Genomic DNA, 23422 nt, shown 5'->3' on the forward strand with positions numbered 1-23422 from the left:
GCGCCGGGCAAGGGGTGGAATGAGAGCTCAGTGAGGAGCAGATGAATATCGGTGAAGCGTCCCGCCAGACCGACCTTCCGGCCAAGACCATCCGTTACTACGAGGAAATCGGCCTGATCGCGCCGGACCGGAAGGAAAACGGCTATCGCGACTATGGGGATCAGCACATCCACAAGCTGCGCTTTCTCAAGCGGGCGCGGTCACTTGGCTTCGGGATCGAGGATTGTCGACAGCTTCTGTCGCTTTACGAGGATCACGGGCGCGCGAGCGCGGACGTCAAATCGCTGGCGCGCCAGAGGATCGAGGAAATCGACGCCAAGCTGGCGGAGCTGAGTTCCCTGCGCGATACGCTGACAAAGCTGGTTCACGCCTGCCACGGCGACCAGCGGCCCGATTGTCCGATCCTTGACGAGATCGCCGGCGAGGCGTGAGGTGCGCCTGCTCCTGCTTCAATATCGGGTTACAGGAAAACCGATTGTCGTGCCTGTTGTGGCTCAGTTGGCCTGACGCCGGTCGAGCTCCAGTTGTCTGATGTGGCGCTGGAGGCTCCTGGGCTCCAGCCGGGTCTCCGGCTCGTCCTTCAAAAGGGCCTCCGCCTCAAGGAGGGCGGTGATCTGGTCGGCGGGAACGGGGCGCGAGAACAGGTAGCCTTGCAGCTGATCGCAGCCGGATTCCCGAAGGAACCGGTGCTGCCCCTCCGTCTCGATGCCTTCCGCGGTGACTTTCATTCCCAAAGCGTCGGCCAGCGCGACAAGCGTGTGGACGATCGCCGCCGATTCCGGTTCCGTTTCCACCGCCGTGATGAAGGACCGGTCGATCTTGAACTTGTCGAACGCGAAGCGGCGCAGATAGCTGAGCGAGGAGAAGCCCGTTCCGAAGTCGTCCAGCGCGATCGAGACCCCGATCCCGTGCAGGCTGTCGAAAATCCGCACCGCTGAATCGATATGATCCATGACCACGCTTTCGGTGATCTCGATTTCGAGGCGGCGGGGGTCGAAATTCTCTTGTTCGAGGATCTGCTGCAAGACTTCGGCGAAATCCGGGTGCCGGATCTGGGCGGGGGATACGTTTACGGCAAGCGAAAGCTCCGGCCACCTGCGGCCATCGCGGCAGGCTGTGCGGATGACCCACGCGCCCACCTGCCAGATCAGATCGCTGCGCTCCACGATCGGCATGAAGTGGTCTGGCATCAGGAGGCCCTGTTCGGGGTGACGCCAGCGGATCAGCGCCTCCACACCGTTGGTGGTGCGTCCGTCTGCGCTGACCTGAGGCTGGTAGACAAGTTCGAACTGATCTTCCTCCAGCGCCACGCGCAACTCGCGTTCCATCTTCTGCGAGAGGCGGATCTCGTCGCTCATGCTTTCCTGGTAAAGGATATAGCGGCCGCGGCCTTCTTCCTTTGCCCTGTACAGGGCGATGTCCGCACGGCGCAGCAACTCCGCAGGGCTGATATCCTCTCCGCAGGTGATGACCAGGCCCATCGAGCAGGAGGAATGCAGCTGCTGGTCGTCGATTTCGAAAGGTTCGGATATGGCCGCCTCGATCTGGCGGCACACATCGATAATCGCCGATTGGTCCGTGCGTCCGCAGATCAGAAGGGAAAACTCGTCGCCCGAAATGCGCGAGACGCAATCGCCCGGCGCAACGCTGGACTGAAGACGGCAGGCGACCTGTTTGATCAGAGCATCGCCCGCGTGATGGCCGAGCGTATCGTTGACTTCCTTGAAGTAATCGAGATCGACATAGATCACGCCGAGCATCGAAGGCGGTGTGGACTGGCCTTCGAGAGCTTCGGACAGGCGGCGGCTGAACAGAACCCGGTTCGGGAGCTGGCTGAGATCGTCATGCAGGGCACGATGGCGGGCCAGGGCTTCGGAATAGGCTAGCCTGATCGTGGTGACATGGGTGTGCCTCAGCACACCGACGGCGAGGATTGTGAGGACCAGCATCGCCAGCACCATCATCGGGCTCGCCTCGTCCAGCATGGACGTGCCGTGACGGTTGGGGGTCCAGGTCAGATAGCCGATCAGCTGACTGGCGCCATTATAGAGGGGCAGCGTGTTGGGCGGCAGGCGCTCCAGTCGTTTGGTGGCTTCGAAGCGCAGGTCCTGCAAGCGGTTGACGTTGCCGAACCGACCGATCCCGGGGCCTTCGAGGCTGCGAACATGAACAACCATGCTGGGCGGCCCGTCGGCCAGGGCGGTGTCTTCGCCGCCTGGCAGGACCGCCACCACGGTAACGACGACGGGTTTGCCGTCGATGCTGTCGAACGCGGTGGCATGGGTGGGCTGAAGGTGCCTGCCATAGTCATGCACGAAATAGGTCTTGCCGTCAGATGTCGATTTGATGGTCCGCCAGTAGGTGTCGGCGACGGCGCTCAACATGCGATCCAGGCTGGCGGAAACGTTCTGGTTGTTCAGAGTCTGCGTCGTGTAGTTGCCCGTCGTCGTGATGTGACGGCGCGCGCCATTGGCCTTCACCACGGCGACGATGCTGTCATGGGTTGCCGCGGCCAGTCTTTCGCCAATGCGGTTTTCCACCCAGTCCTTGTCGAAGCGCACATGGACATTGCGGTAGGTCGTGTCGCTGATTGCGAAGTTCTCGATTTCCTTGGCAGCGCGCTCCTTCTCTGCATCGAGAAGGTTGCGTAGCAGTCCACGCTCGAAACGGATGGCCGATTCGTCCGTCTTTCTCGCCGCCCAGTAGAGGCCTGCGATCGCGATGGCGACCGCGGCGAGCATGACGGCGGCGAGGGAAAGCGTCAGGCGCCAACCAAGCCCCTGGCGTTGCCGGAGTTGCGCGCGCAGATCCTCTGCACCAGCCTCGGCCGCGCTCTCATGCAACGCGTCCGGCCAATCCTTTTCCTCGCTCAAGGCGCGGTATTGCTGGTACCAAGGCTCCATCTATCAAAAGTATAATTAAAAACCTTAAGCATTTCTGAGCATGTCCCGACAAATCTTTGTATCTATAATATTGCAACATGTGATGTGACGTGAGGATGGTGCGCGTAATCTTCGCATACGCGGTAACGACATCGTAAAGTCTTGAAGCGAGTGATGGTTGCGTGGCGTCTTTCGTTTCGCGGCCGCAAGGAACGGCCATAGCGGGACCCGACGCCGGGTCAGATAAGTTGCAGCCCTCGAAAACTCACATGTCCGGCCCGCCCGACGATAATGTGGTCGTGCAACTCGATACCAAGCGGCTTTGCGACATCGGCAATCTGACGGGTCATCTGGATGTCTGCGCGCGATGGAGTTGGATCGCCGGAGGGGTGGTTGTGAACCAGGATGATGGCGGAGGAGGACAGCTCCAGCGCCCGCTTGACCACCTCACGCGGGTAGACCGGCGTGTGGTCGACCGTGCCGGTTTGCTGCACCTCATCGGCAATCAGGCCGTTCTTCTTGTCGAGAAACAGGATCCGGAATTCCTCGCGTTCGGAAAAGGCCATGGCGGAGCGGCAATAGTCGAGAACCGTGCTCCAGGAAGACAGCACCTTGCGTTGCGAGACCTGTCCGCGCGCATAGCACAGGGCGGCGGCGTGGACCGCCTTGAGGTCATCGACCACCGCCTCGCCGATTCCCTCCACGTCCTTGAGACGTGAGCGAGGGGCGGCCAGCACCTCGGCAAAGGAGCCGAACCGGCTCAGCAGCGCCTTGGCGATGGGCTTGGTGTCCTTGCGTGGGAAGGTGCGGAAGAGCAGCAGTTCCAGAAGCTCGTAATCAGCCAGCGCCTCGTGTCCGCGCTGTCGGAAGCGGGCTTTCAGCCTCTTGCGATGGCCGTGGTAGTGGGGCCGTTCGCCCATATCCGCTTCGGCAAAACCATCCGCGTTATCCGTCATCGCCCGCTATTCTCGCCCTGGATGCCCCTACGTCATTATTGCATGGTAACTACTTGCGAGGCCACGTCCAGATGCAAGAAGGGCACGGATGCGATCAAACGCATCCGTGCCCCCGCGCTCAGGCGATTGGGGGAGGAGGGGATCCCGCCTCAATCCTCCTGCAGCGGCGGCTTGTCGAGACCCTTGGGCGAGCTCGTGAAGATCTGGACTCCATCTTCCGTGACGCCGAGAGAGTGCTCATACTGGGCTGAAAGCGACCGGTCGCGCGTAACCGCGGTCCAGCCATCGGAAAGGACCTTTACCGGCGGGCGGCCGAGATTGACCATCGGTTCGATGGTGAAAATCATGCCGGGGCGCAGCTCGACGCCTTCGCCGGGGCGGCCGTAATGCAGGATATTCGGCATGTCGTGGAAAATGCGCCCGACCCCATGGCCGCAGAAATCGCGCACGACGGAGCAGCGTTCGCCTTCGACATATTCCTGAATGGCGGCGCCAATATCGCCGGTCGTGGCTCCGGGCTTCACGACGGCAATGCCGCGAAGCAGGGATTCATAGGTGACGTCGAGCAGCCGTTCGGCAGCGCGCTTGATCTTGCCGACCGGATACATGCGGCTGGAATCGCCGTACCAGCCATCAAGAATCAGCGTCACGTCCACATTCACGATGTCGCCTTCCTTGAGGGGCTTCTCGTTGGGAATGCCGTGGCAGACGACGTGATTGATCGAGGTGCAGGTGGATTTGGTGTAGCCGCGATAGCCGAGCGTGGCGGGCAGGGCATTGTTATCGCGCGCGAAGGAGTAGACGAAGTCGTCGATTTCGTCCGTGCGGACGCCGGGCTTGATGAGATCGACGAGGCCATCCAGGCACCGCGCGGTCAGTTGACCGGCTGCGTGCATGGCCTCGAAATCGGCCTTGTCGTAGATCCGGATCTGGCCCGTGTTCTTCAGCGGCGCCGTTGCCGCGTCGATGTAGCTTACCATTACGAATTCCCGTTCCGCCGAAGATACGGCGTTGCGTTTCTCAACTGCTGCACCATGGGGCGGCGGCACCCATCTTGTGCGTTGGACGGATATGACCCATGGCATATCCCCAAATGAACGAATCGACCACACTGCGAATTGTGAAAAGCCGCCTTGCAGCGTATCGCGACGCGTCAGATTTTCGCCCTGTCTGCTCCGTATGGGGTGCGGCCTTGATGGCCCGTCGGTGATGTCGGGCCACAGGTCGGCGAGAGCAGGTCTTTCGCCCACATATATTCCCTTCGCGCGCAGATTTCATGCTCGCGTTGAAAAAAATGAGCTGATCAACGCATGAGCGCGGCCGACGGATGAGACTGAGACCACGCGAGATCGCCGTGCGCGACAGCGCCTTCGGGACACTGCGGCCGGGACCCTTTCGCCGCCTTGTGATCGCAGCCACGCGGCGGCTGCCGGAAGGCTGGCTGGGAAGGCGTCTGGCGCTGATCCTGCGCCGGTTTGGCATGGCGTTCCTGTCCCATCCGCTCGATGTGACCGTTTTCGGCGCGGCGATGCGGCTGCATCCCTTCGCCAATGTGTGCGAGCGGCGGGTTCTGTTCACGCCCCAGTTCTTCGATGCTTTCGAGCGTGCGCTTCTGGAAGCGCACATGCGCGAGGACATCGTGTTTGTCGATATCGGCGCGAATGTCGGGATCTACTCGCTGTTCGTGGCGAATCTGGCGGGGAAGGGCGCGCGGGTGATCGCAGTTGAGCCGCAACCTCAGCTTTTTGAGCGCCTGATGCACAATATCGCCTTCAATCCGGCGGGACGGATTGACGCGGTTCCGGTCGCCGTCAGCGACCGTGACGGCGCTGCCCGGCTGTTTCTCGACCCGCTCAATGAGGGGCAGGCGAGCATTCGCTTCATCCTGTCGAGCGATGCGGAATCAGCCCAGATAAACGTTCCCACGCGCTCGCTTTATTCCTTGCTGAAAACGCAGGGTTTGAGCCGTGTCGACGCGCTTAAGCTCGATGTGACGGGGGCTGAGGATCTGATCCTTACGGGCTTCCTGCGCGATGCGCCGAAGTCGTTGTGGCCGCGGGTGATCATCATGGAAAATACCCCGCAACGCTGGGAAGTCGATTGCATCGCTCTCCTGGAGCGGCACGGCTGGCATGTCGTGCAGTGTACGCGAATGAACGTATTCCTTGAGCGCGACGAAGGTGTTCCAGTGCTGGAGATGGCACAGAGCGCCTGACAGCTACGGTTGCGGCGCAGGGCGCCTGAATGTCACGGTTGCGGCCTTGGCATGTGGGCCCTATCTGTAAGGCCTCCCTTGTAATTAGAACGCGTCAGGATGTTCTCAAATGTTGCGGTTTACTCCCGTAGCCCCCGAGTTGAAACGCCTGTTTCTAACCCGGTCGCTTCGCTACTACATGCTCCCCAAGCATAATCGGAAACTTGAGCCGGCCGAATTCATCGCGGAAATCGAGGAACGACTTGGCATCTCGGGCTTGTCTTACGATGGTGAAGGCGATCCAGATGCCTATCTGGGCACGCTCACAGAGCCGGAAATACAACCACTCTACTGGAAACACTGACTGTCCCCGCTCGAAGGGACGCTCATGAGGTTGAAAGAAGGGCTGACGAATCGGCCCTTTTTTCATTTCAAGGCGCTTGCGACTTGAATGCGGCCACGGGTCAAGCTACTCGTCACATCCTGCAGGGCCTTCGCGGACGTATCTGACCCACCAGGCGCAAGGCTCTCATATCCCGTTGGTTTGTTCGGGAAGCGGTTTGCTGACAAGGCCTTGCGGCTGTGAAGCGCTTTGGGGGCCGGAACGGGCCGGAGGGAGGTCGGGCGCGGACGTGATGGAATCGGTAGACATAGCAGACTTAAAATCTGCTGGGCCTTGCCCGTGCGGGTTCGAGTCCCGCCGTCCGCACCATTTCCCGATCAATTTCATTTTCAAAAAACAAGTCCGGTAGCCTCAAGGGGCGCACCGTCTCGGGGGACGCAGCGTCGGCACGGGACCGGGCTGGCTACTGTGCCGCCTCTTCTGAGTTTTCCTCGTCCGTCTTTGCGCCAGGCTTTTCGATTTCGGGGCCGAAGGCGGCGAAGGCCGCGCGCATCTCGTCGAAGGAGACATCGATGCTGTTTGCATTGATGCCGATGGCGTGGAACCCGATGAACTCGTTCAGCTTCATCATCTTGCGCTTGAGGCCGGAGGTTATGTAGTCGGTCGTGGCGCGGGTCGTCGTCACCGAAATGAAACGCATCTTGCCCTTGCCGACCTCACGCAGGCGCTCGACCTCCGACCAGGGGATCGTCGTATCGACGATGCGGCGGTCGAAAACACCGTTTTCATCGATGTGCAGGATTTCGCGCTTTTCCAGAAAGCGGGCGAGCACGAAGACAGTCAAGCCGACGAAGAACAGGAAAGTGACCTGCGCGGTCGCGAAGATATAGGGATCGTCGGTCTGAGCCAGCACCAGGCTGAGAGCCATGAAGCCGAGGCTGGCCGCCAGAAGGATCGTCAGTTTCTTGCGGTCATAGTGAGCGGACAGGGGCATGGTGGGGGCAGTCCTTCGTGACACGATTGGCCGGCATGAGGGGATTGGCCCGATGGCCAGGATCGGCGGCGACCGTAGCGTTCATCGCGTCTGAATTGAACCGGGTTTATCGCTACATGCTGTGATTGTCGCAGTTTATCCCGCAGTCGCGGGAGGTGTCGCTGCGTCAATCGGTATCGTGGCGGCAGGGGCTGGTCGGGTGCAATCGTATATTCCGAGCCCCACAGGCGCATGGGCTGCCGAAAACGGGGTCGCCTGGCGTTGACACAAGGTGCAATTCGTCGTCTCTCGAAAAACTTGAGCGTCCGTGAAGACCAGCCGGGCGCCAAAGACCGGGAGATGTTTTAATGCGCAAGCTTATTCTGCCCTTGAGCCTCGCTGCCGCTGTCGCCGTTCCGGCGATGCTCACCGGCACTGCAGCCACAGCCAAGGATATGGTGACTGTCGCGGTGACCGCCATCGTGGAGCATCCGGCCCTCGACGCCTGTCGCGATGGCGTGAAGGAGGCTCTGGAAGAAGCCGGCTACAAGGACGGCGAAAACCTTACGTTCCTCTATGAAAGTGCGCAGGGCAACCCTGCCACGGCAACGCAGATCGCCCGCAAGTTCGTCGGCGAGAGCCCCGACGTGATCGTGCCGATTTCCACGCCCTCGGCTCAGGCGGTCGCCGCCGCAACGCGCTCGATCCCGATCGTCTTCTCCGCCATCACCGATCCGGTGGGCGCTCAGCTCGTCAAGCAGCTGGAAAAGCCGGGCGGCAACATCACCGGCCTTTCCGATTTCCTGCCGCTTGCGGATCAGGTTGCTTTGATCCAAGAGATCACGCCCGACGTGAAGACAATCGGCTATGTCTACAATCCGGGCGAGACGAATTCCGTTTCCACGCTGAAGGCGCTGCGTGAAATCGCGGGCAAGGCGGGTATTGACGTCGTTGAATCCACAGCCACACGCACTTCGGAAGTGCAGCAGGCGATGCGCGCGCTGGTCGGCAAGGCCGATGCGGCCTATGTGCCGACCGACAACACCATCGTTTCCGCCTTCGAGGCGGCGGTGAAGGTGGCGCAGGAAAACAAGCTTCCGCTCTATGCCGCCGATACGGACTCGGTGAGCCGCGGCGCATTGGCCGCCCTCGGCTTCAACTATTTCGACGTGGGCAAGCAGACGGGCGAGAAGGTCGTGCAGATCCTCAAGGGAACGCCTGTCGGTGAGATCAATGTCGAGGTCGCGAAGGGGACAAATCTCGTCGTCAATCCTGCCTCGGCGGAAAAGATGGGCGTCACGATTCCGGCTGCGGTGATCGAACGCGCAACGAAGGTGGTTGAATAGGGCGGTTTTGCCGCTTAAACCAAGAGACCGCCGCGCCATGTTGCGCGGCGGTTTTGCTTTATGGGGCGCATTCGCGCCCTCCCTTGAATAACGGACGACGTCGTGACTGAAATTGCCTTCTGGGGGGCCGTTGAACTGGGCCTCGTCTATGCCTTTGTCGCTCTCGGCGTCTATCTGGCTTTCCGTGTGCTCGATTTCCCCGACCTGACCGTCGATGGCTCCATGCCGCTGGGGGCTGCCGTCTCGGCGGTGCTGTTGGTGAACGGGGTCAATCCGTGGCTCGCCACGGCCGCCGCCATGACCGCCGGTGCGATCGCGGGCATCGTCACCGCGACGCTCAACGTGCGTTTCAAGATCCTGCATCTGCTCGCCTCCATCCTCACGATGACGGCGCTGTTTTCCATCAATCTGCGCATCATGGGACGTCCGAACGTGTCGCTGCTGATGCAGGACACGGTGCTGACGCCCTTCTACGGGCAGGGCTTGGCCGACTATTACGTCCGACCAGCCTTCCTGTTGGTGCTGGTGGTGATCGCGGTTGCGCTGGTGGCGTGGTTCCTGCGCTCCGAATTCGGCCTCGCGATGCGGGCGACGGGCGCGAATGCGCGCATGGCACGCGCCCAGGGCGTGCGAACCAATCTTCAGATCTTCGTGGGCATGGCGTTTTCCAACGCTCTGGTCGGGCTGGCAGGGGCGCTGTTTGCCCAGACCAACGGTTTCGCCGACGTCACCTCCGGTGTGGGCACGATCGTCGTGGGCCTTGCGGCGGTCATCGTGGGCGAAACCCTGTTACCGAGCCGTCTGGTTACGGTGGCCTTGATCGGGGCGGTCATCGGCTCCGTGGTCTATCGCATCGCGGTGCAGCTGGCGCTTTCGGCGGATGCGATCGGCCTGACCGCCTCCGACCTCAACCTCGTCACGGCGGCGCTGGTGGCCGTTGCGCTCATTCTGCCCAGATTGCGCAAGAAGGGGAGGGCGTCGTCATGATCCGCGTTTCCAATCTCGGTGTTGTCTTCAATGCGGGAACCCCGCTTGAAAAGCGCGCCCTGAACGGTGTCGACCTGACGGTGGAACCGGGCGAATTCGTGGCGGTGATCGGCTCCAACGGGGCGGGCAAGTCCACGCTTCTGGGCGCTGTCGCCGGTGATACGCTGGCCACCGAAGGTTCCATCGTGATCGGCGACAAGGATGTGACGCGCTGGCCTGCCGCCAAGCGGGCGGGCATTGTCGCACGCGTGTTTCAGGATCCGCTGGCGGGCTCTTGCGGTTCGCTGACGATTGAGGAAAACCTCGCACTGGCTGCCGCGCGCGGGCGCAAGCGCGGTCTTGCGGGCGCCTTGCCGCGGTCGCGCCGGGCCTATTTCCGTGAACGCATCGCGACGCTCGGCCTGGGGCTGGAAAACCGGCTGGAAGATCGGATGGGCCTTCTGTCCGGCGGTCAGCGTCAGGCGGTGTCTCTGGTGATGGCGACGCTTGCCAAATCCGACGTGCTGCTGCTTGACGAGCATACCGCCGCGCTCGATCCGCACATGGCGTCTTTCGTGCTGGAGCTGACCTGCAAGGTCCAGAAAGAGCTGGGCCTGACCACGCTGATGGTTACCCATTCCATGCGGCAGGCGCTGGATGCGGGTACACGCACCGTGATGCTTCACGAGGGCAAGGTGGTGCTTGATGTGAAGGGCGAGCAGCGCAAGGGGCTCGGCGTCGACGATCTGGTCGACATGTTCCGCAAGGTGCGTGGGCAGGAACTGGAGGATGACGCGCTGCTGCTTTAGCGCGGCGCGTCTGCTCTTCCGTCACGGAGCCATTGCCTATCGGGCCGGGGCGGGCTATCGCAGAAGCCATGAAACTTCCTCCTCTCGTCCCCGGTCGCCTCATAAAGCGTTACAAGCGGTTTCTCGCCGATGTCGAGCTTGCCGACGGCTCGATCATCACCGCCCATTGCGCCAATCCCGGTTCCATGACGGGCATTTCAGCCCCCGGAAATCCGGTCTGGCTGTCGGTTTCCGACAATCCCAAGCGCAAGCTCTCCCATAGCTGGGAGCTGGTGGAGGTGGAGGGCGTTCTTGTGGGCGTCTCCACCGCACGGCCCAATGCGCTGGTGGAAGAGGCCATTCTGGCGGGTGTCATTCCGGAACTCACGGGCTATGAAACGCTGCGCCGGGAGGTCAAATACGGCAAGAACTCGCGTGTCGACATTCTGCTGGAGGATGCGGGCAAGCCGCTTACCTATGTTGAGGTGAAGAACGTCCACATGATGCGGGAGAAGGGGCTGGCGGAGTTTCCCGACGCGGTAACCGTGCGCGGGGCCAAGCATCTCGTTGAGCTGGGCGACATGGTGGAGGTCGGTCACCGGGCGGTGATGGTTTATCTCGTTCAGTATCCGGGCTGCGAGCGGCTCCGGTTTGCCCGCGATATCGACCCTGCCTATGGCGCGGCCTTTGATGAGGCAAAGGCGCGCGGCGTGGAGGCGGTGGCGGTCGTGTGCAATATTTCTCTAGAAGAAATCCGGCCCTCGCACCTCATTCCGGTGGAAGGCTAAGGGGGCCGTATCTGTCCCGTTCTTGCAGGTTCAGGCGTCCCAGCCCGACCTTCGCGGTTGATCATGTGCAATCACCATGAAGCCGCCGAATCCGAGCGCCAGAGACGCAATGCACAGGGTGTAGAGCCATTCACTGACCATCGGAAAGGGTCCTTCTGTTCGAAGATATGACCCTTTCCAAACGGTTTGACGGGCATTCGGTTCCCGATGCGTCGTGTTGTCAGCTGAACAGGCTGTCGCCCTCCTGATGCACGACGATGCGCGTGTTGGCCGGGACGCGGTCATAGAGATCGCAGATATCCTGATTGAGCAGGCGGACGCAGCCGGAGGAAACGGCCCGGCCGATTGAGGCGACTTCCGAGGTGCCGTGCAGGCGATAGAGCGTGTCCTTGCCGTTTTCGAAGATGTAGAGCGCACGAGCGCCCAGCGGGTTTTTCAGGCCCGGCTCCATGCCCTCGGCGTATTTCTTCAGTTCCGGCTGGCGCTTGATCATTTCCTTGGGCGGCGTCCAGGTCGGCCACTTGCGCTTCCACGCGATATTTGCGCGGCCACCCCAGGCAAACCCGGCACGCCCGATGCCAACGCCATAGCGAAGCGCCTGGCCGTTTTCCATCGTCAGGTACAGAAAGCGCTGCGGCGTATCGACGACGATCGTTCCGATCGGTTCGCTCGTGCTGTAATCGACGAGCTGACGGTAATATTTCGGATCGATCTTGCGCGGATTGATGGCGGGAAGCGGGAACTGTTCGTCCGGCATGGCCGCATACATCCGGGCCGGGTCGCTTTCCAGCGGCGGGGTTAGGGTTGCCGCAGTCTTCTTGCCGGTGGTCTGGCAGCCCGCGAGGGCGAAGGCGGAAGCGGATACGATGAAACTGCGTCGGGTCAGGGACATGAGAGTACTTTCTGGGACGGGCCATGCCGTCGGCGTTCGGCTGGACCTTCTCCAGCGCCGCCGCGTCACGGGATTCGAGCTTGTTATGGTTAATGCTTGGTTTACAGCCCCGGCCAAAAGTCATTGAACCGCGCAATTCGGTCTCCCTGAGAGGTGGGAAACAGGAGGCGGCGCATTGGCCGGGTTCAGATCCGGGAAAGGTTCAGGCGCGCGGGGGAGGTGTGTCCACGCTTGGCACAAGACCCAGAAGTGCGCGGCGCGTGGCGTCGGGGGCGTGAGGGACCGCGCAGGCGGCACCAGGGGCGGCAATCGGCGGATTTGAAAGCGTGGCATCCAGATGCAGAAGCCGCGGGCAGGGCCGCGAAGTGCTGCTTGCCGGCTGGTTTTCGTGGGCGCGCGACGGGATATTCACACGCGCAAGCACGGTGTCGCCCGCGCTTGCCGGCGTTTGTCCCGCCAACTGGCGGAACAGGTGGTTCTGTTGCCAAGTGCCCGTCAGCACGGCGGCCACCAGCAGGGCGATGGCAAAGACGTGCAAGAGAGGGCGGATCGCGCGACGCTTCATGGTTAGACTGATAGCAATCGGGAAAAGCGAACGGAATCAAATGTCGGATCACATTTGCGTTAGCTGTGGACGGCGCCATTATCCTCAGGGCGTGCGCTTCGGGAGGAGGCGGGCCCTCCCCGCGTCCACCTCGAATGCGTCAATTGCCGGTGCCGACCTCAGGCGTCGTCCTTGGTGAGCGGGGGCTGGAAGGTCAGGCCCATGTCCCAGGGGAAATAGATCCAGGTGTCCTGCGAGACCTCGGTGATGAAGGTGTCGACCTGCGGGCGGCCCTTGGGCTTGGCGTAGACGGTGGCGTAATGCGCCTTGGGCAGCATTTCGCGCACGGCCGCGGTGGTGCGGCCGGTATCGACCAGATCGTCGATCACCAGGACGCCTGCGCCGTCGCCGCCGTCAAGACCGATCACCTCCGGGTCGACCGGCTTGATGACCTTGAGCGATCCCTGGTTTTCATAGTCGTGATAGGAGGCGATGCAGACCGTTTCGATCATGCGGATGCCAAGTTCGCGGGCCACGATGGCAGCAGGCACGAGACCGCCGCGGGTGATGCACACGATTGCCTTCCACTCGCCCTGACTGGCCAGGCGCCAGGCAAGCGCACGGGCGTCGCGGTGAAACTGCTCCCAGTGAACGGGAAAGGCCTTCGGCTGCCCCTGATCCATCGTTCTCGAACCTTCCTGTATTCGTCGTTTTCGTTTGTGTCAGGCTTCGGCGCGCAGCCGTTCAAGCGCTGTCTCGATCTCGGTGACCACCAGGTCCAGCTGTCCTTCATTGCGCGAGCGCACCACGAGCTGGGTGGTGAAGTTCTTGCCATCGAACTGAGGATAGGACCCGATCGACACGTCCGTGTGGTCATTCTGGATGCGGCGCAGATCGTCGGCGACGCGGCCCTCCGCCATGCCGGCCTCAATGGTGCGCGATATCACCTTCGTGCCATGTTTGAGCTGCCCCGCCAATGCCTCCAGCATCGCTTCGAAAACAGACGGCACACCGGCCATCACGTTGACGTTGCCGATCGTGAAGCCCGGTGCCTGGGAGACCGAATTGGGAATGAGGGTCGCGCCATCGGGAATGCGCGCCATGCGCATGCGGGCCTGGGTCAGATCGGCGTTGCCGTATCTCTTGGAGAGCATGGCCACGGCTTCCGGGTGGAAGTCGATCCCGACGCCGAAGGCTTCGGCAATCGCGTCGGCTGTGATGTCGTCATGGGTCGGACCGATGCCGCCGGAGGTGAAGACGTGCGTGTAGCGGGCCGACAAGTCGCGCACGGCTTCGACGATCCGGGACGTTTCATCCGGCACGATGCGCACTTCGGCAAGGTCGATGCCGTGGGCGGTCAGGAAATCGGCAAGGTAGCCGATGTTGCGGTCCTTGGTGCGGCCGGACAGGATCTCATCGCCGATAACGACGAAACCGGCTGTCACGATTTCGTCTGCGCTTGATTGTGCACCGTCACCCATTGCCGGTCTCCTGTTCTGGTCAGGTCTGGCGGATCGTTAGGCCGGTTGTCTTAGAGCAAGTTGCCTTCCGGTGGAATTGCTTTGCGCAAAAAAACGTCGTCTGGCGAACATGTCTCACTGCAACTTGTTGCAGTGCGGAGTGGTCCGTCTACTCCGGTTGCCATTTGTAGAGCCAGTCGTAGCGCGAAAGCAGGCGTTGTCCGCCGAGATAACGGATGCCGGTGTCGCGCGCCAGCGCCATCACACCGTTCATGTGATAGGTGCGGGCATTGTCGCGCGCGCTACGCACGACGCGCTCAACGCGCTGCTTGCGCTTGCGCTCATATTCCATCAGCGCTTCGTCGACATCCGGCTCATCGGCAAGGCAACGCGCCAGAACCCAGGCATCCTCAATGGCCATGGCGCCGCCCTGCGCCATGAAGGGCAGCATGGCGTGCGCTGCGTCGCCCAGAAGGGCGATGCGCCCCTCCGCCCATATCGTGCCAGGACCAATGTCGCACAGGGCCCATTTCAGCCAGCTCTGAGGACGCTCAAGCAATTTGCGTACGGCCAGAGGCCAACCCGCATAGTGGGATAGAACTTCTTCCTGGTCGGCCGGTGCCGACCAGTTTTCCTCGCGCCAGTCGTCATCGACAACCGCAACGAGATTGATCTGGCGACCCGAGCCGATGGGGTAGTGGATGAGGTGGGCGTCCTTGCCCATCCACAGACCGGTGTAATTGGCAAGTTCGGGCGCGTCCTCCACCGGAATGGTGGCGCGGTAGGCGACACGGCCTGCGTAATCGGCAGACGGCAGGCGCAGAAGACGGCGGCGGACGGTGGACCAAACGCCGTCTGCCCCGATCAGGGCTTCGGCCCGAGAGCTTGAGACGCCGGTTTCGCCCTGCATCTCGACCGTTATGCCGTCTTCGTCCTCAACGCCGTCGGCAAGGGCGAGGCCGCGATTGATTTCGATGAAGGTACGGCTTTCGGCTGCCCGCATCAGGCCGTTGTGAAGGTCGGCGCGATGGAAGACGCAATAGGGTGCGCCGAAGCGCTTGAGGGCTTCCTGGCCGAGCGGAATGCGGGCGATGGTTCCGCCAGCGCGCACGGAGTTGACCTGGATTGCCTGAGGCTTGCTGGCCGTCTCCTCCACGAAGGGGGTGACACCCAGCGCATCGAGCACACGCCACGCGTTGGGCGAGATCTGGATGCCCGCGCCGACCTCGCCGCTTTGTTGGGAGCGTTCCAGAACCTGAACGCTGAAGCCTGCGCGTTCCAGGGCAAGGGCCGCTGTCAGGCCGCCGATTCCGGCACCGGCCACGATGATGCGGCGGCGGGCCGGTTTTCCGCCAAGGTGCGCGTGAGGGAAGGGGATGGGCGATCCGGATGGGGTTGCTTGCCCGGACCGCTGATATGGCGAAGGGTCGTCTGCTGTCTGATCTGCCATTGCGCGGCGCGCCTACTCCGCAGCTTCAGCTGCTACCCACAGACAGTCGGCCGGAACGGACATGCCGGGCTTCAGGGACTCATCGCAGACATAGAGCGTGGAGCAGTAGGGACAGACGATGGACGTTTCGTCGCCCATATCGAGGAAAACATGCGGATGATCGAAAGGGGGCGTTGCGCCGATGCACATGAATTCACGTGCGCCGATCTTGATGCTCTCCACGCCGCCGTCATTCTGGAAGTGAGGAATGACATGATCCGCCATGGGCTTGCTCCCGTCTCATCTGCTTGAATGTCGTTGGGACAATAACCAGCCAAGCTCGCGATTGGTAGAGGCATTTCACCGGTTATACGGATTTGTGCGCAGCTTTGACTGCACAAGGATGATGTGTCTTTGGCGCGGGGCATGCCGGCACATTGCGGTGCGGGAATGGCCAGGACGAGCGGTTCTGATCACGCCTATTGAACGAAGAGGCCGTTGCACTCTCGCCAATTTTCTGTTTTCGCCTATGTTGTGCGGGGAAGCCCTGTCCGGTTTTGCCGGGGGCTCCTCTCGCCACTGTCGCGTTCTCACTTTCTGTCCTACCGCACATCAGGTCTCCATGCCCGTATTCAACTCCGATGGAATCGATATCGCCTACCTCGACGAGGGGGAGGGCGAGCCGATCTTTCTCATTCATGGCTTTGCGTCCAACAAGAGCGTCAACTGGGGCTACACGGGCTGGATCGATACGCTGGTCAAGGCGGGGCGTCGGGTGATCGCGCTGGACAATCGCGGCCATGGCGAGAGCGAAAAGATCTATGATCCGGAAGCCTATGGCGCTCATGTCATGGCGGAGGATGTGTGCCGCTTGATGGATCATCTGGGGATCGAACGTTCCGACATCATGGGCTATTCCATGGGCGCGCGGATCACCGCCTTTGTCGCCCTCAATCATCCCGAACGGGTTCGCCATGTGATTTTCGGGGGGCTTGCCTATGGCATGGTCACAGGGACCGGGGATCCGGAGCCGATCGCGCTGGCACTGGAAGCGCCGTCCCTGGAAGATGTCGTGGGTGCCGGGGGACGCATGTTCCGCAAGTTCGCAGAGCAGACGCAATCGGATCTGCAGGCCCTTGCAGCCTGCATGCGGTCCTCGCGCAAGCGCATCAGTCCGGAAGATGTGGGGCGTATCACCGCCCCTGTTCTGGTCGTGGTTGGAAGCGAGGATACGATTTCCGGTCCCGCGCAGCCGCTGGTCGATCTTCTGCCGAGAGGGCGGGCGCTGGAGCTTGCCGGCCGTGATCACATGAACGCGGTTGGCAACAAGGTTTTCAAGCAAAGTGTGTTGGAGTTTCTGAAAGAAGAGGTCTGAGGGGGGAGCCTGAGGCCGGGAGGGGACGTGAAGACTGTCAGACGTGACGAGGTGCGTTTCACCGGCGCACACGGCAACACCATTGCCGGAGACGTTTATCGGGGCGCACGTGAAGCGGGCGCGCCGGTGCTTCTGGTCCATGGCGGCGGGCAAACCCGCTACTCGTGGGCTGCGACCGCAGAGAGGCTTGCCGACGATGGGATGACGGCCTTCGTCATCGATCAGCGCGGCCATGGCGAAAGCGACTGGGTGGAGGGCGGCTTTTACCGCTTCCGCGATTATGCCAGTGACATCACGGCAGTTGCCCAATCCATCCGCAGGCACGACGGTGTGCGACCGGTGGCCATCGGCGCGTCGCTCGGGGGCATTGCTTCCACGCTTGCCCAGGGCGCTCAGGGCGACTTGCTGCGCGCCCTCGTTCTCGTCGATATCGTTCCGCGCATGGACCCGGATGGCGTCAACCGCATCACCGGCTTCATGGCCGATCGCATGGAAGAGGGCTTCGGCTCCATCGAGGAGGCGGCGGAGGCAGTTGCCGCCTATCTGCCCAATCGCAAGCGTCCGCGTTCCACGGAAGGCCTGCGCAAGAACCTCAGACTTCATTCCGACGGGCGCTATCGCTGGCACTGGGATCCGCGTTTTCTTTCCGGAGAGCACAGCGTCGGCTCCACTGCTGAAGCCGACATGCGGCGCATGGAAGAAGCCGCGGGCGACTTGCGCTTGCCGGTGATGCTGGTGCGTGGAGGGAGTTCGGAACTCGTTTCAGAAGAAAGCGCGCGCCATTTTATGGAACTAGTTCCGCATACGCGCTTCTGTGACGTAAGCGGCGCGGGGCACATGGTGGCAGGCGACCGTAACGACATTTTCGCAGATGCGGCGATTGAGTTCATCCGGTCGTTGGGCGAGGCCTGATCCGGAAAAGCCCTGAAGACAGAATCCCTTGCGCGCAGGGAATGACGCGTCCGCTGTCATGTTGGCAGGTCGATTCACCTGCGCACGGTGCTGAGCTTCCGGGCCTTGTGGCGGAAAAAGCGGAGTCTTTGGAATCGCTTGGCCGGTGTTGTTAAGATTTCATTCAACATGTTTCCCCGGCTCGGCCATGTGTGTCGGCGCAAAGAGGCCGGTGCCAGCGTGGCACGGAAGAGCCTGTGCAGTCAGCCAAAGTGCGAGTCGATGGAATCCCTTACAGGAATTTGCTGAGATCGCACTTGCGCGGGGATCCGGCGCATGTGGTGTGCGCCGGTGGTGTTAGGCTGGCGCTGCGGCTTCAAGTTTTGAATCAGGTTCAGCCGTTTCGGACCCCGGGCAGGATCCATCCGCGATGTTGATGCCAAGATTATCCGATAATGGTTAGCGCCCGGTGAATCTTGGCGTGCGCCGTTCCAGAAACGCATTTCTGCCCTCGGTGAAATCTTCGCTGTCGAAGCAGATGTCGTTCAGTTCATTGAGGCTGCTCCAGTCGGCGGTCACGTTGGCACAGGCGACCGCATTGATGGCAGCCTTAGCAGCGCGGAGCACCAGCGGGGCGTTGGCGGCGACGCTCTGCGCGTAAGTGCGGGTCTCCGCCTCAAGGTCGCTTTCGTCAAAGAGGCGTTCCACCAGTCCAATGGCGGCGGCTTCTTCTGCGTCGATGCGCCGGGCGGAGAAAAACAGATCCTTGGTGCGGGCAGGGCCCACCAGGGCGGTCAGGTCGCTGATCGCACGTACGGGGTAGCCGATCCCCAGGCGCGCGGCGGGAATGGAAAAGCAGGACCCGCGGGCGGCGAAGCGCATGTCACAGGCCGCCGACAGGCCGAGCCCGCCCCCCATACAGAAGCCACGGATCATGGCGATGGTGGGCTTTTTGCAGTCACGAAGGGCATCAAAGGCGGCGGAGTTCTCGTTCTCATAGGCGCGCGCGCATTCGGCGTTCTTGCGCGTCTCGGCGAATTCGGAAATGTCGGCCCCGGAGATGAAGGTCTTGTCCCCCGCGCCACGCAAGACGATCACGCGCACCTGGTCGTTCTGGTCGAGGTCCCGCACCGCAGCCGGAATTGCCTTCCACATGTCGAGCGAAATGGCGTTGAGGCGCGGCTCGTTGTCGATGACAAGCCAGCCGATGGGCGGTTCAACGAGACGTGTGATGCGCCCGGCCGATGCTGCGTCGCCTTGAGGGGCGTTTCGTGAGATGTTCATTTCGAGATCAAGTCCCATGTGCCAAATGTCCCTAACGTCATAGGGCGGATGAGCGGATTGCGAAAGCACACAATCGGCAGGCAGCTGGCACCAAGGGCCGATTTACGCCGGAGCCGAGATGAGGCAGCCTGTCGGGCGTGACGAGGCAGACTTGCCCTGCGAGGCAGGTTGACCCACTGGCCGTCTGTGGCGATCGCTCAGGTTGGCGAAGGGGGAGCTGTGTACGGGGCGCTGTGTATGGGGGGCAGGACGCTCGTCGGTCTGTCCTGGCCGAAGGATGGGGCTCTTGTTTTCGGGCAGCAGGACCTATGTTAGGGGAAGCATGACTTTGGCAAGGTTTGCTGTTGCATATGGTCCTGCGAAGAGGCATGAGGCCTTCGCCCGATCGGTCGTTATCGGCTGATCGTTATTGTGTCGTTACGGGCGGGCGCCCGTTTCTAAGAGAATTTGCCCCACAAGGCGGGGCGCCGGTTCATGGGTGTATGGGGGCCTTTCGCCGTTGCCTCGGGCAACGATGCGAGAGCACGACGGTGCATCCCGCCGATCCAGACCGGTCAGGAGGAGCAGGGCATGAGCCAGTCCACCCGATTTTCCGCCACGCCGGAACTCGCCAGCCATGATCCCGTATGGGATCGGCTGCGCCTTGAAGCCCAGCAGGCGATTGAGCGTGAGCCGGGCCTGTCCGGTTTCCTGATGGAAAACGTGCTCAATCATGACTGCCTGGAGGACGCTGTCGTCCACAGGCTCGCCGACCGGCTGGACCACCCGGCGTTGTCGGGGGCCCTGATCCGCCAGACCTACAAGCAGGCGCTGGCCGACGAGCCCGTGCTGGGCGAGATCTTCCGTGTCGACATCATGGCGGTGGTGGATCGCGATCCGGCGACCGATCGGGTCATTGATCCGGTGCTCTATTTCAAGGGTTTCCACGCGTTGCAGTCGCACCGGCTGGCAAACTGGCTCTGGCGACAAGGGCGGCACGATTTCGCGCTCTATCTCCAGTCGCGCAGTTCGGAAGTCTTCCAGGTGGACATTCATCCGCAGGTGCCTGTCGGAAGGGGGATCTTCTTCGACCACGGCACAGGTATCGTCGTGGGCTCCACGGCCATTATCGAAGATGACGTCTCCATCCTGCAGGGTGTGACGCTGGGCGGCACCGGAAAGACCGATGGCGATCGCCATCCGAAAGTGCGCCGCGGTGTGCTGATCGGGGCGGGCGCGGAAATCCTCGGCAATTTCGATATCGGCAAGTGCTCGCGCGTGGCGGCGGGGTCCGTCGTGCTTGCGCCTGTTCCGCCGCATACCACCGTCGCAGGGGTGCCGGCAAAGATCGTCGGGAACTCCGGTTGCGCCGAGCCGGCGCGGTCCATGGACCAGCTACTCGGTGAAAAGGATGAAAAAGACGGCTCTTGAGGGTTGGCAAGGGGCCTTTGACATGATGTACGTCCGGGGGAGAAGGGTCGCCTTGTCGCGAACCCCCTGAGACACCGAAGGAGAGGCACCTTGAAGCCTGAAGAAATCCGCAAGCTCGAAGCCTACCTGAAGAAGCTCTTCAACGTTCCCGCCCTGCAGGTGCGTGCGCGCCCGCGCAAGGACGATTCCGCCGAGGTCTATCTGGGTGAGGAATTCATCGGCGTGATCTATCGCGATGATGAGGACGAGGATCTGAGCTACAATTTCCAGATGGCCATTCTGGAGATGGATCTGGACTAGGACGTTGCGCATCCGGGTCACGTCCCGGTGATGCCGTTTGCGTCCGGCTGGATCTCAAGCCGAACTCTCTGAATGCCGGCAGTGTGCGCCACCTTGTGCGCCTGCCGGCTTCATCTGCTGCCGCCAGAGTGTGGCAGAGCCTCAGGGCTTGATAAAGCCCTGCACCAGCTGCACGACCGAGCGATCCAGTTGCTCCCAGTTCGCCAGTTTTTCGCGCGGGAAGCGATAGGTCAGTGTCAGACCCTTTGCCAGTGGCACACGCCGCAGGCAGGTGGCTTCGCTCACGTTCCATTTCTCGCAGCGCGCCGCATAGGGCGTAGTGCGTTTCCCCCTCAATCCCGTTGCGTCATAAACGATCTCTTCGCTCGCATAGGCGCTGGAGGCGGTGAAGGCGCGTGCGAAAAGGCCTCCGGCGACCGGATAGACACCGGGACGGAAGTCGGCCTCGTTGGCGAGGTTCGACCGGTCAGACCTGGCCTGACCCGCGCCAGCGGCGGGCGTCGCGGTTTCCTCCAGCCAGAGGCGAACAAGGTCCGTTTCGCTCCTGAACAGGGGGGCGTGAGCTGCGTCGAAGCCGGCGAGCGAGGGTAGACGCGCGGCAATATCGAGCCGCGTGAGCTGGCCGCCCTGACGTTGGGCTGCATCGGCGATGTAATTTGCGGGAACCTGGAAGGTCCGTCCGGCGAGCGAGAGGCTGACGGCGCGCGTCTCCGCACTCCAGCGCGGTGTGGCCGCGGTGTTGGACGCGCGGACGAACCTGTCGGCGACGAGGACTGTGCCCGCGAGCGCAAGCAGGCACGTCAGCACCGTGAAGGGCCAGCGGCTCGTCGGGACCGGGGCGGGAATCGTCAGATGTGACCTGAGGGGCGAGAAGGCTCCGGGCATGCGTGTGCCGGACGTCCGGGCCGCGCCCCTTGTCCCTATCCGGTGCTCTTGTCCCGCTATGGGACGGGCGAACATGGTGTTCATGCCGCTGCGGCCACGTTTATCGCCTGTTTTTTGCCACCTCGACGGGCATGGCTCTTGCTTAACAATATGTAAACGTCGAGTTTGTCTCACGCGACTCTGAGCCCCTAGCGTTAACAAGAGGTAAACGCCGTGGTTACCCAACTGCTCATTATCGGTTACGCGATCTGCACGGGATTCGTCGTGGCCGGTTTGATCGGCAGCTTCTTTCAGCTGATCACGAACCGTCCGCCGAATTTCGATTTTGCAGCCGGAACCATGGGCGCGTTGGCATCCGGGATGGCCATGTGCATCCTCGCCGGTCCCTTCATCATCATGCGCCATGCCATTCGTGGTCGTCGCATCGAGCGGCGTCCCATCGGCTGGCTGGTCGCGAGTTCTACAATTGCGGGCATGTGGAGCCTGTTCTCCGGCATCCTGATGCTGAATTTCTACTTCATCGCCATGCAGTGATGGCGATTAGCCTGGCATGGCCGGTGGGTCGATGGCAGCCAAGGTCTGCTTGTGAAGGGGGAGGCGTCCGGATCGGCGAAGGATCGGCGGCAATCGGGGCGCTGTTGGAATAGTGGGCGGGGGCACTTTCCCCCCGCAGGGGTGACCGGCCCGCCTTGGGGGAGGCGGGCCGGTCTACGCATAACCGGTCTGGGGACGGGACGGGGGAAGCGACCTGGTTATGCGGTTCGCATCATGTCTGGCGGAAACCCGGCTTAGTTTATCCGTCCCGACCGGGTCTCTGCGCCTCGCGTGTCAGCGAGGAATGCTCGCAACGGCACCGACGCGCGCGTCGTTGATCGCGGTCCAGCGAGCGGCATTCGTTTCCGACTGACGTTTGATGTAGCGGTAGGGCGTGCGATACCACGGAAGAACCGCCTCGATCTGATTGTCGAGAACGAGGTCGCCTCGGTCGGTGCGTACGGTCAACACCGCATGGCCACTGCCATCGATGTCGCGCACGACCGTCATCAGCAGTGATGAGGCGGGCCAGCCGAGCTTGATCAGAACCTTGCGCTTCAAAAGCGCGAAGTCTTCGCAGTCCCCGGCATTGACCGGATAGGTCCAGACCTCTTCCCGATGGTAGAGATCCATGTCCGAGACCGGGCGAATCCGACGGTTTATTTCCGCATTCACCTTGAGCAGCTCATCCCAGCGGGCACGGCTCAACGTCATGAGCTTCGCCTTTGTGGCGGTCATGCCGCATTCCGATTTGCGCTGCCGGCAAAACTCCACATGCCCGACCGGAGCACTTGTGCTGCCTGTCGTTGCCATGAAGGCTTCTGTCCCTGCGGCTGCTTCATCTGTCAGTGAAACGCCGAGGGTGAAAGCCGCTGCGACAAGTGTCGCAAATATTAATTCCCCAAATTTCATGTCAAACCATCCCCGTTTGATGGAATGACATTAGCAGGCGCGATTTTATGTCACGCTAAGCTTCAAAATAGAAGTGTCGGAAAATAAGAAGAAAATAGAGAGCTTCTTTTATACATATTTTATTCAAAAGAACGGAAAGTTTATATTGTATTTGATTCAAATTTTATCGAATAGGCGATCGCATCGCCGGTTGGTTGGGCGGCATTGCGCTTGTCGCGGGGCGCGCGGGGCGCAAAGGGAGGCGCTGTCCGGTTCGAAATCGAAAGGCGG

General features: G+C 61.7%; 25 protein-coding genes and 1 tRNA gene. 13 read left to right on the top strand and 13 right to left on the bottom strand.

The window, feature by feature from the left end; all coding sequences use genetic code 11:
- Positions 1–41 precede the first annotated feature (41 nt).
- Complete coding sequence (gene cueR, locus ABGM93_RS01240) at positions 42–431, top strand: Cu(I)-responsive transcriptional regulator (protein WP_319773069.1); 390 nt, start codon at positions 42–44, stop codon at positions 429–431.
- A 63-nt stretch (positions 432–494) separates the two neighbouring features.
- On the opposite strand, the gene ABGM93_RS01245 is transcribed toward cueR, so the two are convergent.
- The 3 genes from ABGM93_RS01245 to map all read right to left on the bottom strand — a co-directional run bounded on the left by ABGM93_RS01245 (position 495) and on the right by map (position 4818).
- On the bottom strand, positions 495–2873 hold the full coding sequence (locus tag ABGM93_RS01245) for a bifunctional diguanylate cyclase/phosphodiesterase (RefSeq protein ID WP_321502724.1): 2379 nt from the start codon (positions 2871–2873) through the stop codon (positions 495–497).
- A gap of 248 nt (positions 2874–3121) precedes the next feature.
- Positions 3122–3838 carry a DNA repair protein RadC gene (gene radC, locus ABGM93_RS01250; protein ID WP_321338052.1) on the bottom strand — a complete coding sequence of 239 codons (717 nt, stop codon included), beginning with the start codon at positions 3836–3838 and terminating at the stop codon, positions 3122–3124.
- A 149-nt stretch (positions 3839–3987) separates the two neighbouring features.
- Positions 3988–4818 carry a type I methionyl aminopeptidase gene (gene map, locus ABGM93_RS01255; protein WP_321502728.1) on the bottom strand — a complete coding sequence of 277 codons (831 nt, stop codon included), beginning with the start codon at positions 4816–4818 and terminating at the stop codon, positions 3988–3990.
- Positions 4819–5165: 347 nt separating this feature from the next.
- Between map and ABGM93_RS01260 the strand changes: the two genes are divergently transcribed.
- The 3 genes from ABGM93_RS01260 (at position 5166) to ABGM93_RS01270 (ending at position 6744) form a co-directional block, all read left to right on the top strand.
- Positions 5166–6053, top strand: a complete 888-nt coding sequence (locus ABGM93_RS01260) for an FkbM family methyltransferase (protein WP_321502732.1) — start codon at positions 5166–5168, stop codon at positions 6051–6053.
- 109 nt (positions 6054–6162) lie between these two features.
- A complete protein-coding gene (locus tag ABGM93_RS01265; RefSeq protein WP_321502736.1) occupies positions 6163–6396 on the top strand; it encodes a hypothetical protein in 234 nt (77 codons plus the stop codon).
- 262 nt (positions 6397–6658) lie between these two features.
- A tRNA-Leu gene (locus ABGM93_RS01270) sits at positions 6659–6744 on the top strand.
- Positions 6745–6838: 94 nt separating this feature from the next.
- Here ABGM93_RS01270 and ABGM93_RS01275 read toward each other — a convergent pair.
- Positions 6839–7369 (bottom strand): STM3941 family protein, encoded by a 531-nt coding sequence (locus tag ABGM93_RS01275; RefSeq protein ID WP_321502740.1) that lies wholly within the window; start codon positions 7367–7369, stop codon positions 6839–6841.
- 347 nt (positions 7370–7716) lie between these two features.
- On the opposite strand from ABGM93_RS01275, the gene ABGM93_RS01280 reads away from it, so the two are divergent.
- The 4 genes from ABGM93_RS01280 (at position 7717) to sfsA (ending at position 11236) form a co-directional block, all read left to right on the top strand.
- Positions 7717–8694 carry an ABC transporter substrate-binding protein gene (locus ABGM93_RS01280; protein WP_321502743.1) on the top strand — a complete coding sequence of 326 codons (978 nt, stop codon included), beginning with the start codon at positions 7717–7719 and terminating at the stop codon, positions 8692–8694.
- A gap of 102 nt (positions 8695–8796) precedes the next feature.
- Positions 8797–9681, top strand: a complete 885-nt coding sequence (locus ABGM93_RS01285; RefSeq protein ID WP_319773077.1) for an ABC transporter permease — start codon at positions 8797–8799, stop codon at positions 9679–9681.
- A complete protein-coding gene (locus tag ABGM93_RS01290; protein ID WP_321502748.1) occupies positions 9678–10469 on the top strand; it encodes an ABC transporter ATP-binding protein in 792 nt (263 codons plus the stop codon). The genes ABGM93_RS01285 and ABGM93_RS01290 overlap by 4 nt, the downstream gene beginning before the upstream one ends.
- 68 nt (positions 10470–10537) lie before the next feature.
- Positions 10538–11236, top strand: coding sequence for a DNA/RNA nuclease SfsA (gene sfsA, locus ABGM93_RS01295; protein ID WP_321502750.1), 699 nt, complete (start codon positions 10538–10540; stop codon positions 11234–11236).
- A 220-nt stretch (positions 11237–11456) separates the two neighbouring features.
- Here the strand turns inward: sfsA and ABGM93_RS01300 are convergent, their stop codons facing one another.
- The 6 genes from ABGM93_RS01300 to ABGM93_RS01325 form a co-directional block, all read right to left on the bottom strand.
- A complete protein-coding gene (locus ABGM93_RS01300) occupies positions 11457–12128 on the bottom strand; it encodes a L,D-transpeptidase (RefSeq protein WP_321502753.1) in 672 nt (223 codons plus the stop codon).
- 202 nt (positions 12129–12330) lie between these two features.
- On the bottom strand, positions 12331–12693 hold the full coding sequence (locus ABGM93_RS01305) for a hypothetical protein (protein WP_321502755.1): 363 nt from the start codon (positions 12691–12693) through the stop codon (positions 12331–12333).
- 158 nt (positions 12694–12851) lie between these two features.
- Positions 12852–13355 (bottom strand): xanthine phosphoribosyltransferase, encoded by a 504-nt coding sequence (gene gpt, locus ABGM93_RS01310; RefSeq protein ID WP_319773082.1) that lies wholly within the window; start codon positions 13353–13355, stop codon positions 12852–12854.
- 39 nt (positions 13356–13394) lie between these two features.
- Positions 13395–14153 carry a competence/damage-inducible protein A gene (locus ABGM93_RS01315; protein ID WP_321502757.1) on the bottom strand — a complete coding sequence of 253 codons (759 nt, stop codon included), beginning with the start codon at positions 14151–14153 and terminating at the stop codon, positions 13395–13397.
- Between the two features lie 148 nt (positions 14154–14301).
- On the bottom strand, positions 14302–15582 hold the full coding sequence (locus ABGM93_RS01320) for an FAD-dependent monooxygenase (RefSeq protein ID WP_321502759.1): 1281 nt from the start codon (positions 15580–15582) through the stop codon (positions 14302–14304).
- A 12-nt stretch (positions 15583–15594) separates the two neighbouring features.
- Entirely contained in the window at positions 15595–15846 is a 252-nt protein-coding gene (locus ABGM93_RS01325; protein ID WP_321502761.1) for a zinc-finger domain-containing protein, read from the bottom strand.
- 337 nt (positions 15847–16183) lie between these two features.
- Here ABGM93_RS01325 and ABGM93_RS01330 point away from each other — a divergent pair, with 337 nt between their 5' ends.
- The gene (locus ABGM93_RS01330) at positions 16184–16936 is read left to right on the top strand and encodes an alpha/beta hydrolase (protein ID WP_321502763.1); all 753 of its coding nucleotides are present in this window, start codon (positions 16184–16186) and stop codon (positions 16934–16936) included.
- A gap of 27 nt (positions 16937–16963) precedes the next feature.
- Positions 16964–17848: an alpha/beta hydrolase gene (locus ABGM93_RS01335; RefSeq protein ID WP_321502765.1), complete on the top strand. Its 885-nt coding sequence runs from the start codon at positions 16964–16966 to the stop codon at positions 17846–17848.
- 438 nt (positions 17849–18286) lie between these two features.
- On the opposite strand, the gene ABGM93_RS01340 is transcribed toward ABGM93_RS01335, so the two are convergent.
- Complete coding sequence (locus tag ABGM93_RS01340; protein WP_321502766.1) at positions 18287–19129, bottom strand: enoyl-CoA hydratase; 843 nt, start codon at positions 19127–19129, stop codon at positions 18287–18289.
- Positions 19130–19681: 552 nt separating this feature from the next.
- On the opposite strand from ABGM93_RS01340, the gene cysE reads away from it, so the two are divergent.
- Positions 19682–20521 (top strand): serine O-acetyltransferase, encoded by an 840-nt coding sequence (cysE, locus tag ABGM93_RS01345; RefSeq protein WP_321502767.1) that lies wholly within the window; start codon positions 19682–19684, stop codon positions 20519–20521.
- A gap of 90 nt (positions 20522–20611) precedes the next feature.
- Positions 20612–20821, top strand: coding sequence for a DUF3126 family protein (locus tag ABGM93_RS01350; protein ID WP_321502768.1), 210 nt, complete (start codon positions 20612–20614; stop codon positions 20819–20821).
- 141 nt (positions 20822–20962) lie between these two features.
- Here ABGM93_RS01350 and ABGM93_RS01355 read toward each other — a convergent pair whose 3' ends face one another.
- Positions 20963–21706 (bottom strand): hypothetical protein, encoded by a 744-nt coding sequence (locus ABGM93_RS01355; protein ID WP_321502769.1) that lies wholly within the window; start codon positions 21704–21706, stop codon positions 20963–20965.
- 213 nt (positions 21707–21919) lie between these two features.
- Between ABGM93_RS01355 and ABGM93_RS01360 the strand changes: the two genes are divergently transcribed.
- The gene (locus ABGM93_RS01360; RefSeq protein WP_321502772.1) at positions 21920–22240 is read left to right on the top strand and encodes a hypothetical protein; all 321 of its coding nucleotides are present in this window, start codon (positions 21920–21922) and stop codon (positions 22238–22240) included.
- A 294-nt stretch (positions 22241–22534) separates the two neighbouring features.
- Here the strand turns inward: ABGM93_RS01360 and ABGM93_RS01365 are convergent, their stop codons facing one another.
- Positions 22535–23152 (bottom strand): transglutaminase-like cysteine peptidase, encoded by a 618-nt coding sequence (locus ABGM93_RS01365; protein ID WP_321502774.1) that lies wholly within the window; start codon positions 23150–23152, stop codon positions 22535–22537.
- Between the last annotated feature and the right edge of the window lie 270 nt (positions 23153–23422).

Source organism: Breoghania sp. (assembly GCF_963674635.1).
In the GTDB taxonomy this organism is placed as follows: domain Bacteria; phylum Pseudomonadota; class Alphaproteobacteria; order Rhizobiales; family Stappiaceae; genus Breoghania.

What these genes read in the sequence shown, in the direction of transcription:
- cueR (WP_319773069.1), top strand. Translation starts at nt 42, where the DNA reads ATGAATATCGGTGAAGCGTCCCGCCAGACCGACCTTCCGGCCAAGACC.
- radC (WP_321338052.1), bottom strand. Translation starts at nt 3,838, where the DNA reads ATGACGGATAACGCGGATGGTTTTGCCGAAGCGGATATGGGCGAACGG.
- map (WP_321502728.1), bottom strand. Translation starts at nt 4,818, where the DNA reads ATGGTAAGCTACATCGACGCGGCAACGGCGCCGCTGAAGAACACGGGC.
- ABGM93_RS01260 (WP_321502732.1), top strand. Translation starts at nt 5,166, where the DNA reads ATGAGACTGAGACCACGCGAGATCGCCGTGCGCGACAGCGCCTTCGGG.
- ABGM93_RS01265 (WP_321502736.1), top strand. Translation starts at nt 6,163, where the DNA reads ATGTTGCGGTTTACTCCCGTAGCCCCCGAGTTGAAACGCCTGTTTCTA.
- ABGM93_RS01275 (WP_321502740.1), bottom strand. Translation starts at nt 7,369, where the DNA reads ATGCCCCTGTCCGCTCACTATGACCGCAAGAAACTGACGATCCTTCTG.
- ABGM93_RS01280 (WP_321502743.1), top strand. Translation starts at nt 7,717, where the DNA reads ATGCGCAAGCTTATTCTGCCCTTGAGCCTCGCTGCCGCTGTCGCCGTT.
- ABGM93_RS01290 (WP_321502748.1), top strand. Translation starts at nt 9,678, where the DNA reads ATGATCCGCGTTTCCAATCTCGGTGTTGTCTTCAATGCGGGAACCCCG.
- sfsA (WP_321502750.1), top strand. Translation starts at nt 10,538, where the DNA reads ATGAAACTTCCTCCTCTCGTCCCCGGTCGCCTCATAAAGCGTTACAAG.
- ABGM93_RS01300 (WP_321502753.1), bottom strand. Translation starts at nt 12,128, where the DNA reads ATGTCCCTGACCCGACGCAGTTTCATCGTATCCGCTTCCGCCTTCGCC.
- ABGM93_RS01305 (WP_321502755.1), bottom strand. Translation starts at nt 12,693, where the DNA reads ATGAAGCGTCGCGCGATCCGCCCTCTCTTGCACGTCTTTGCCATCGCC.
- gpt (WP_319773082.1), bottom strand. Translation starts at nt 13,355, where the DNA reads ATGGATCAGGGGCAGCCGAAGGCCTTTCCCGTTCACTGGGAGCAGTTT.
- ABGM93_RS01315 (WP_321502757.1), bottom strand. Translation starts at nt 14,153, where the DNA reads ATGGGTGACGGTGCACAATCAAGCGCAGACGAAATCGTGACAGCCGGT.
- ABGM93_RS01320 (WP_321502759.1), bottom strand. Translation starts at nt 15,582, where the DNA reads ATGGCAGATCAGACAGCAGACGACCCTTCGCCATATCAGCGGTCCGGG.
- ABGM93_RS01325 (WP_321502761.1), bottom strand. Translation starts at nt 15,846, where the DNA reads ATGGCGGATCATGTCATTCCTCACTTCCAGAATGACGGCGGCGTGGAG.
- ABGM93_RS01330 (WP_321502763.1), top strand. Translation starts at nt 16,184, where the DNA reads ATGCCCGTATTCAACTCCGATGGAATCGATATCGCCTACCTCGACGAG.
- ABGM93_RS01340 (WP_321502766.1), bottom strand. Translation starts at nt 19,129, where the DNA reads ATGGGACTTGATCTCGAAATGAACATCTCACGAAACGCCCCTCAAGGC.
- cysE (WP_321502767.1), top strand. Translation starts at nt 19,682, where the DNA reads ATGAGCCAGTCCACCCGATTTTCCGCCACGCCGGAACTCGCCAGCCAT.
- ABGM93_RS01355 (WP_321502769.1), bottom strand. Translation starts at nt 21,706, where the DNA reads ATGCCCGGAGCCTTCTCGCCCCTCAGGTCACATCTGACGATTCCCGCC.
- ABGM93_RS01365 (WP_321502774.1), bottom strand. Translation starts at nt 23,152, where the DNA reads ATGAAATTTGGGGAATTAATATTTGCGACACTTGTCGCAGCGGCTTTC.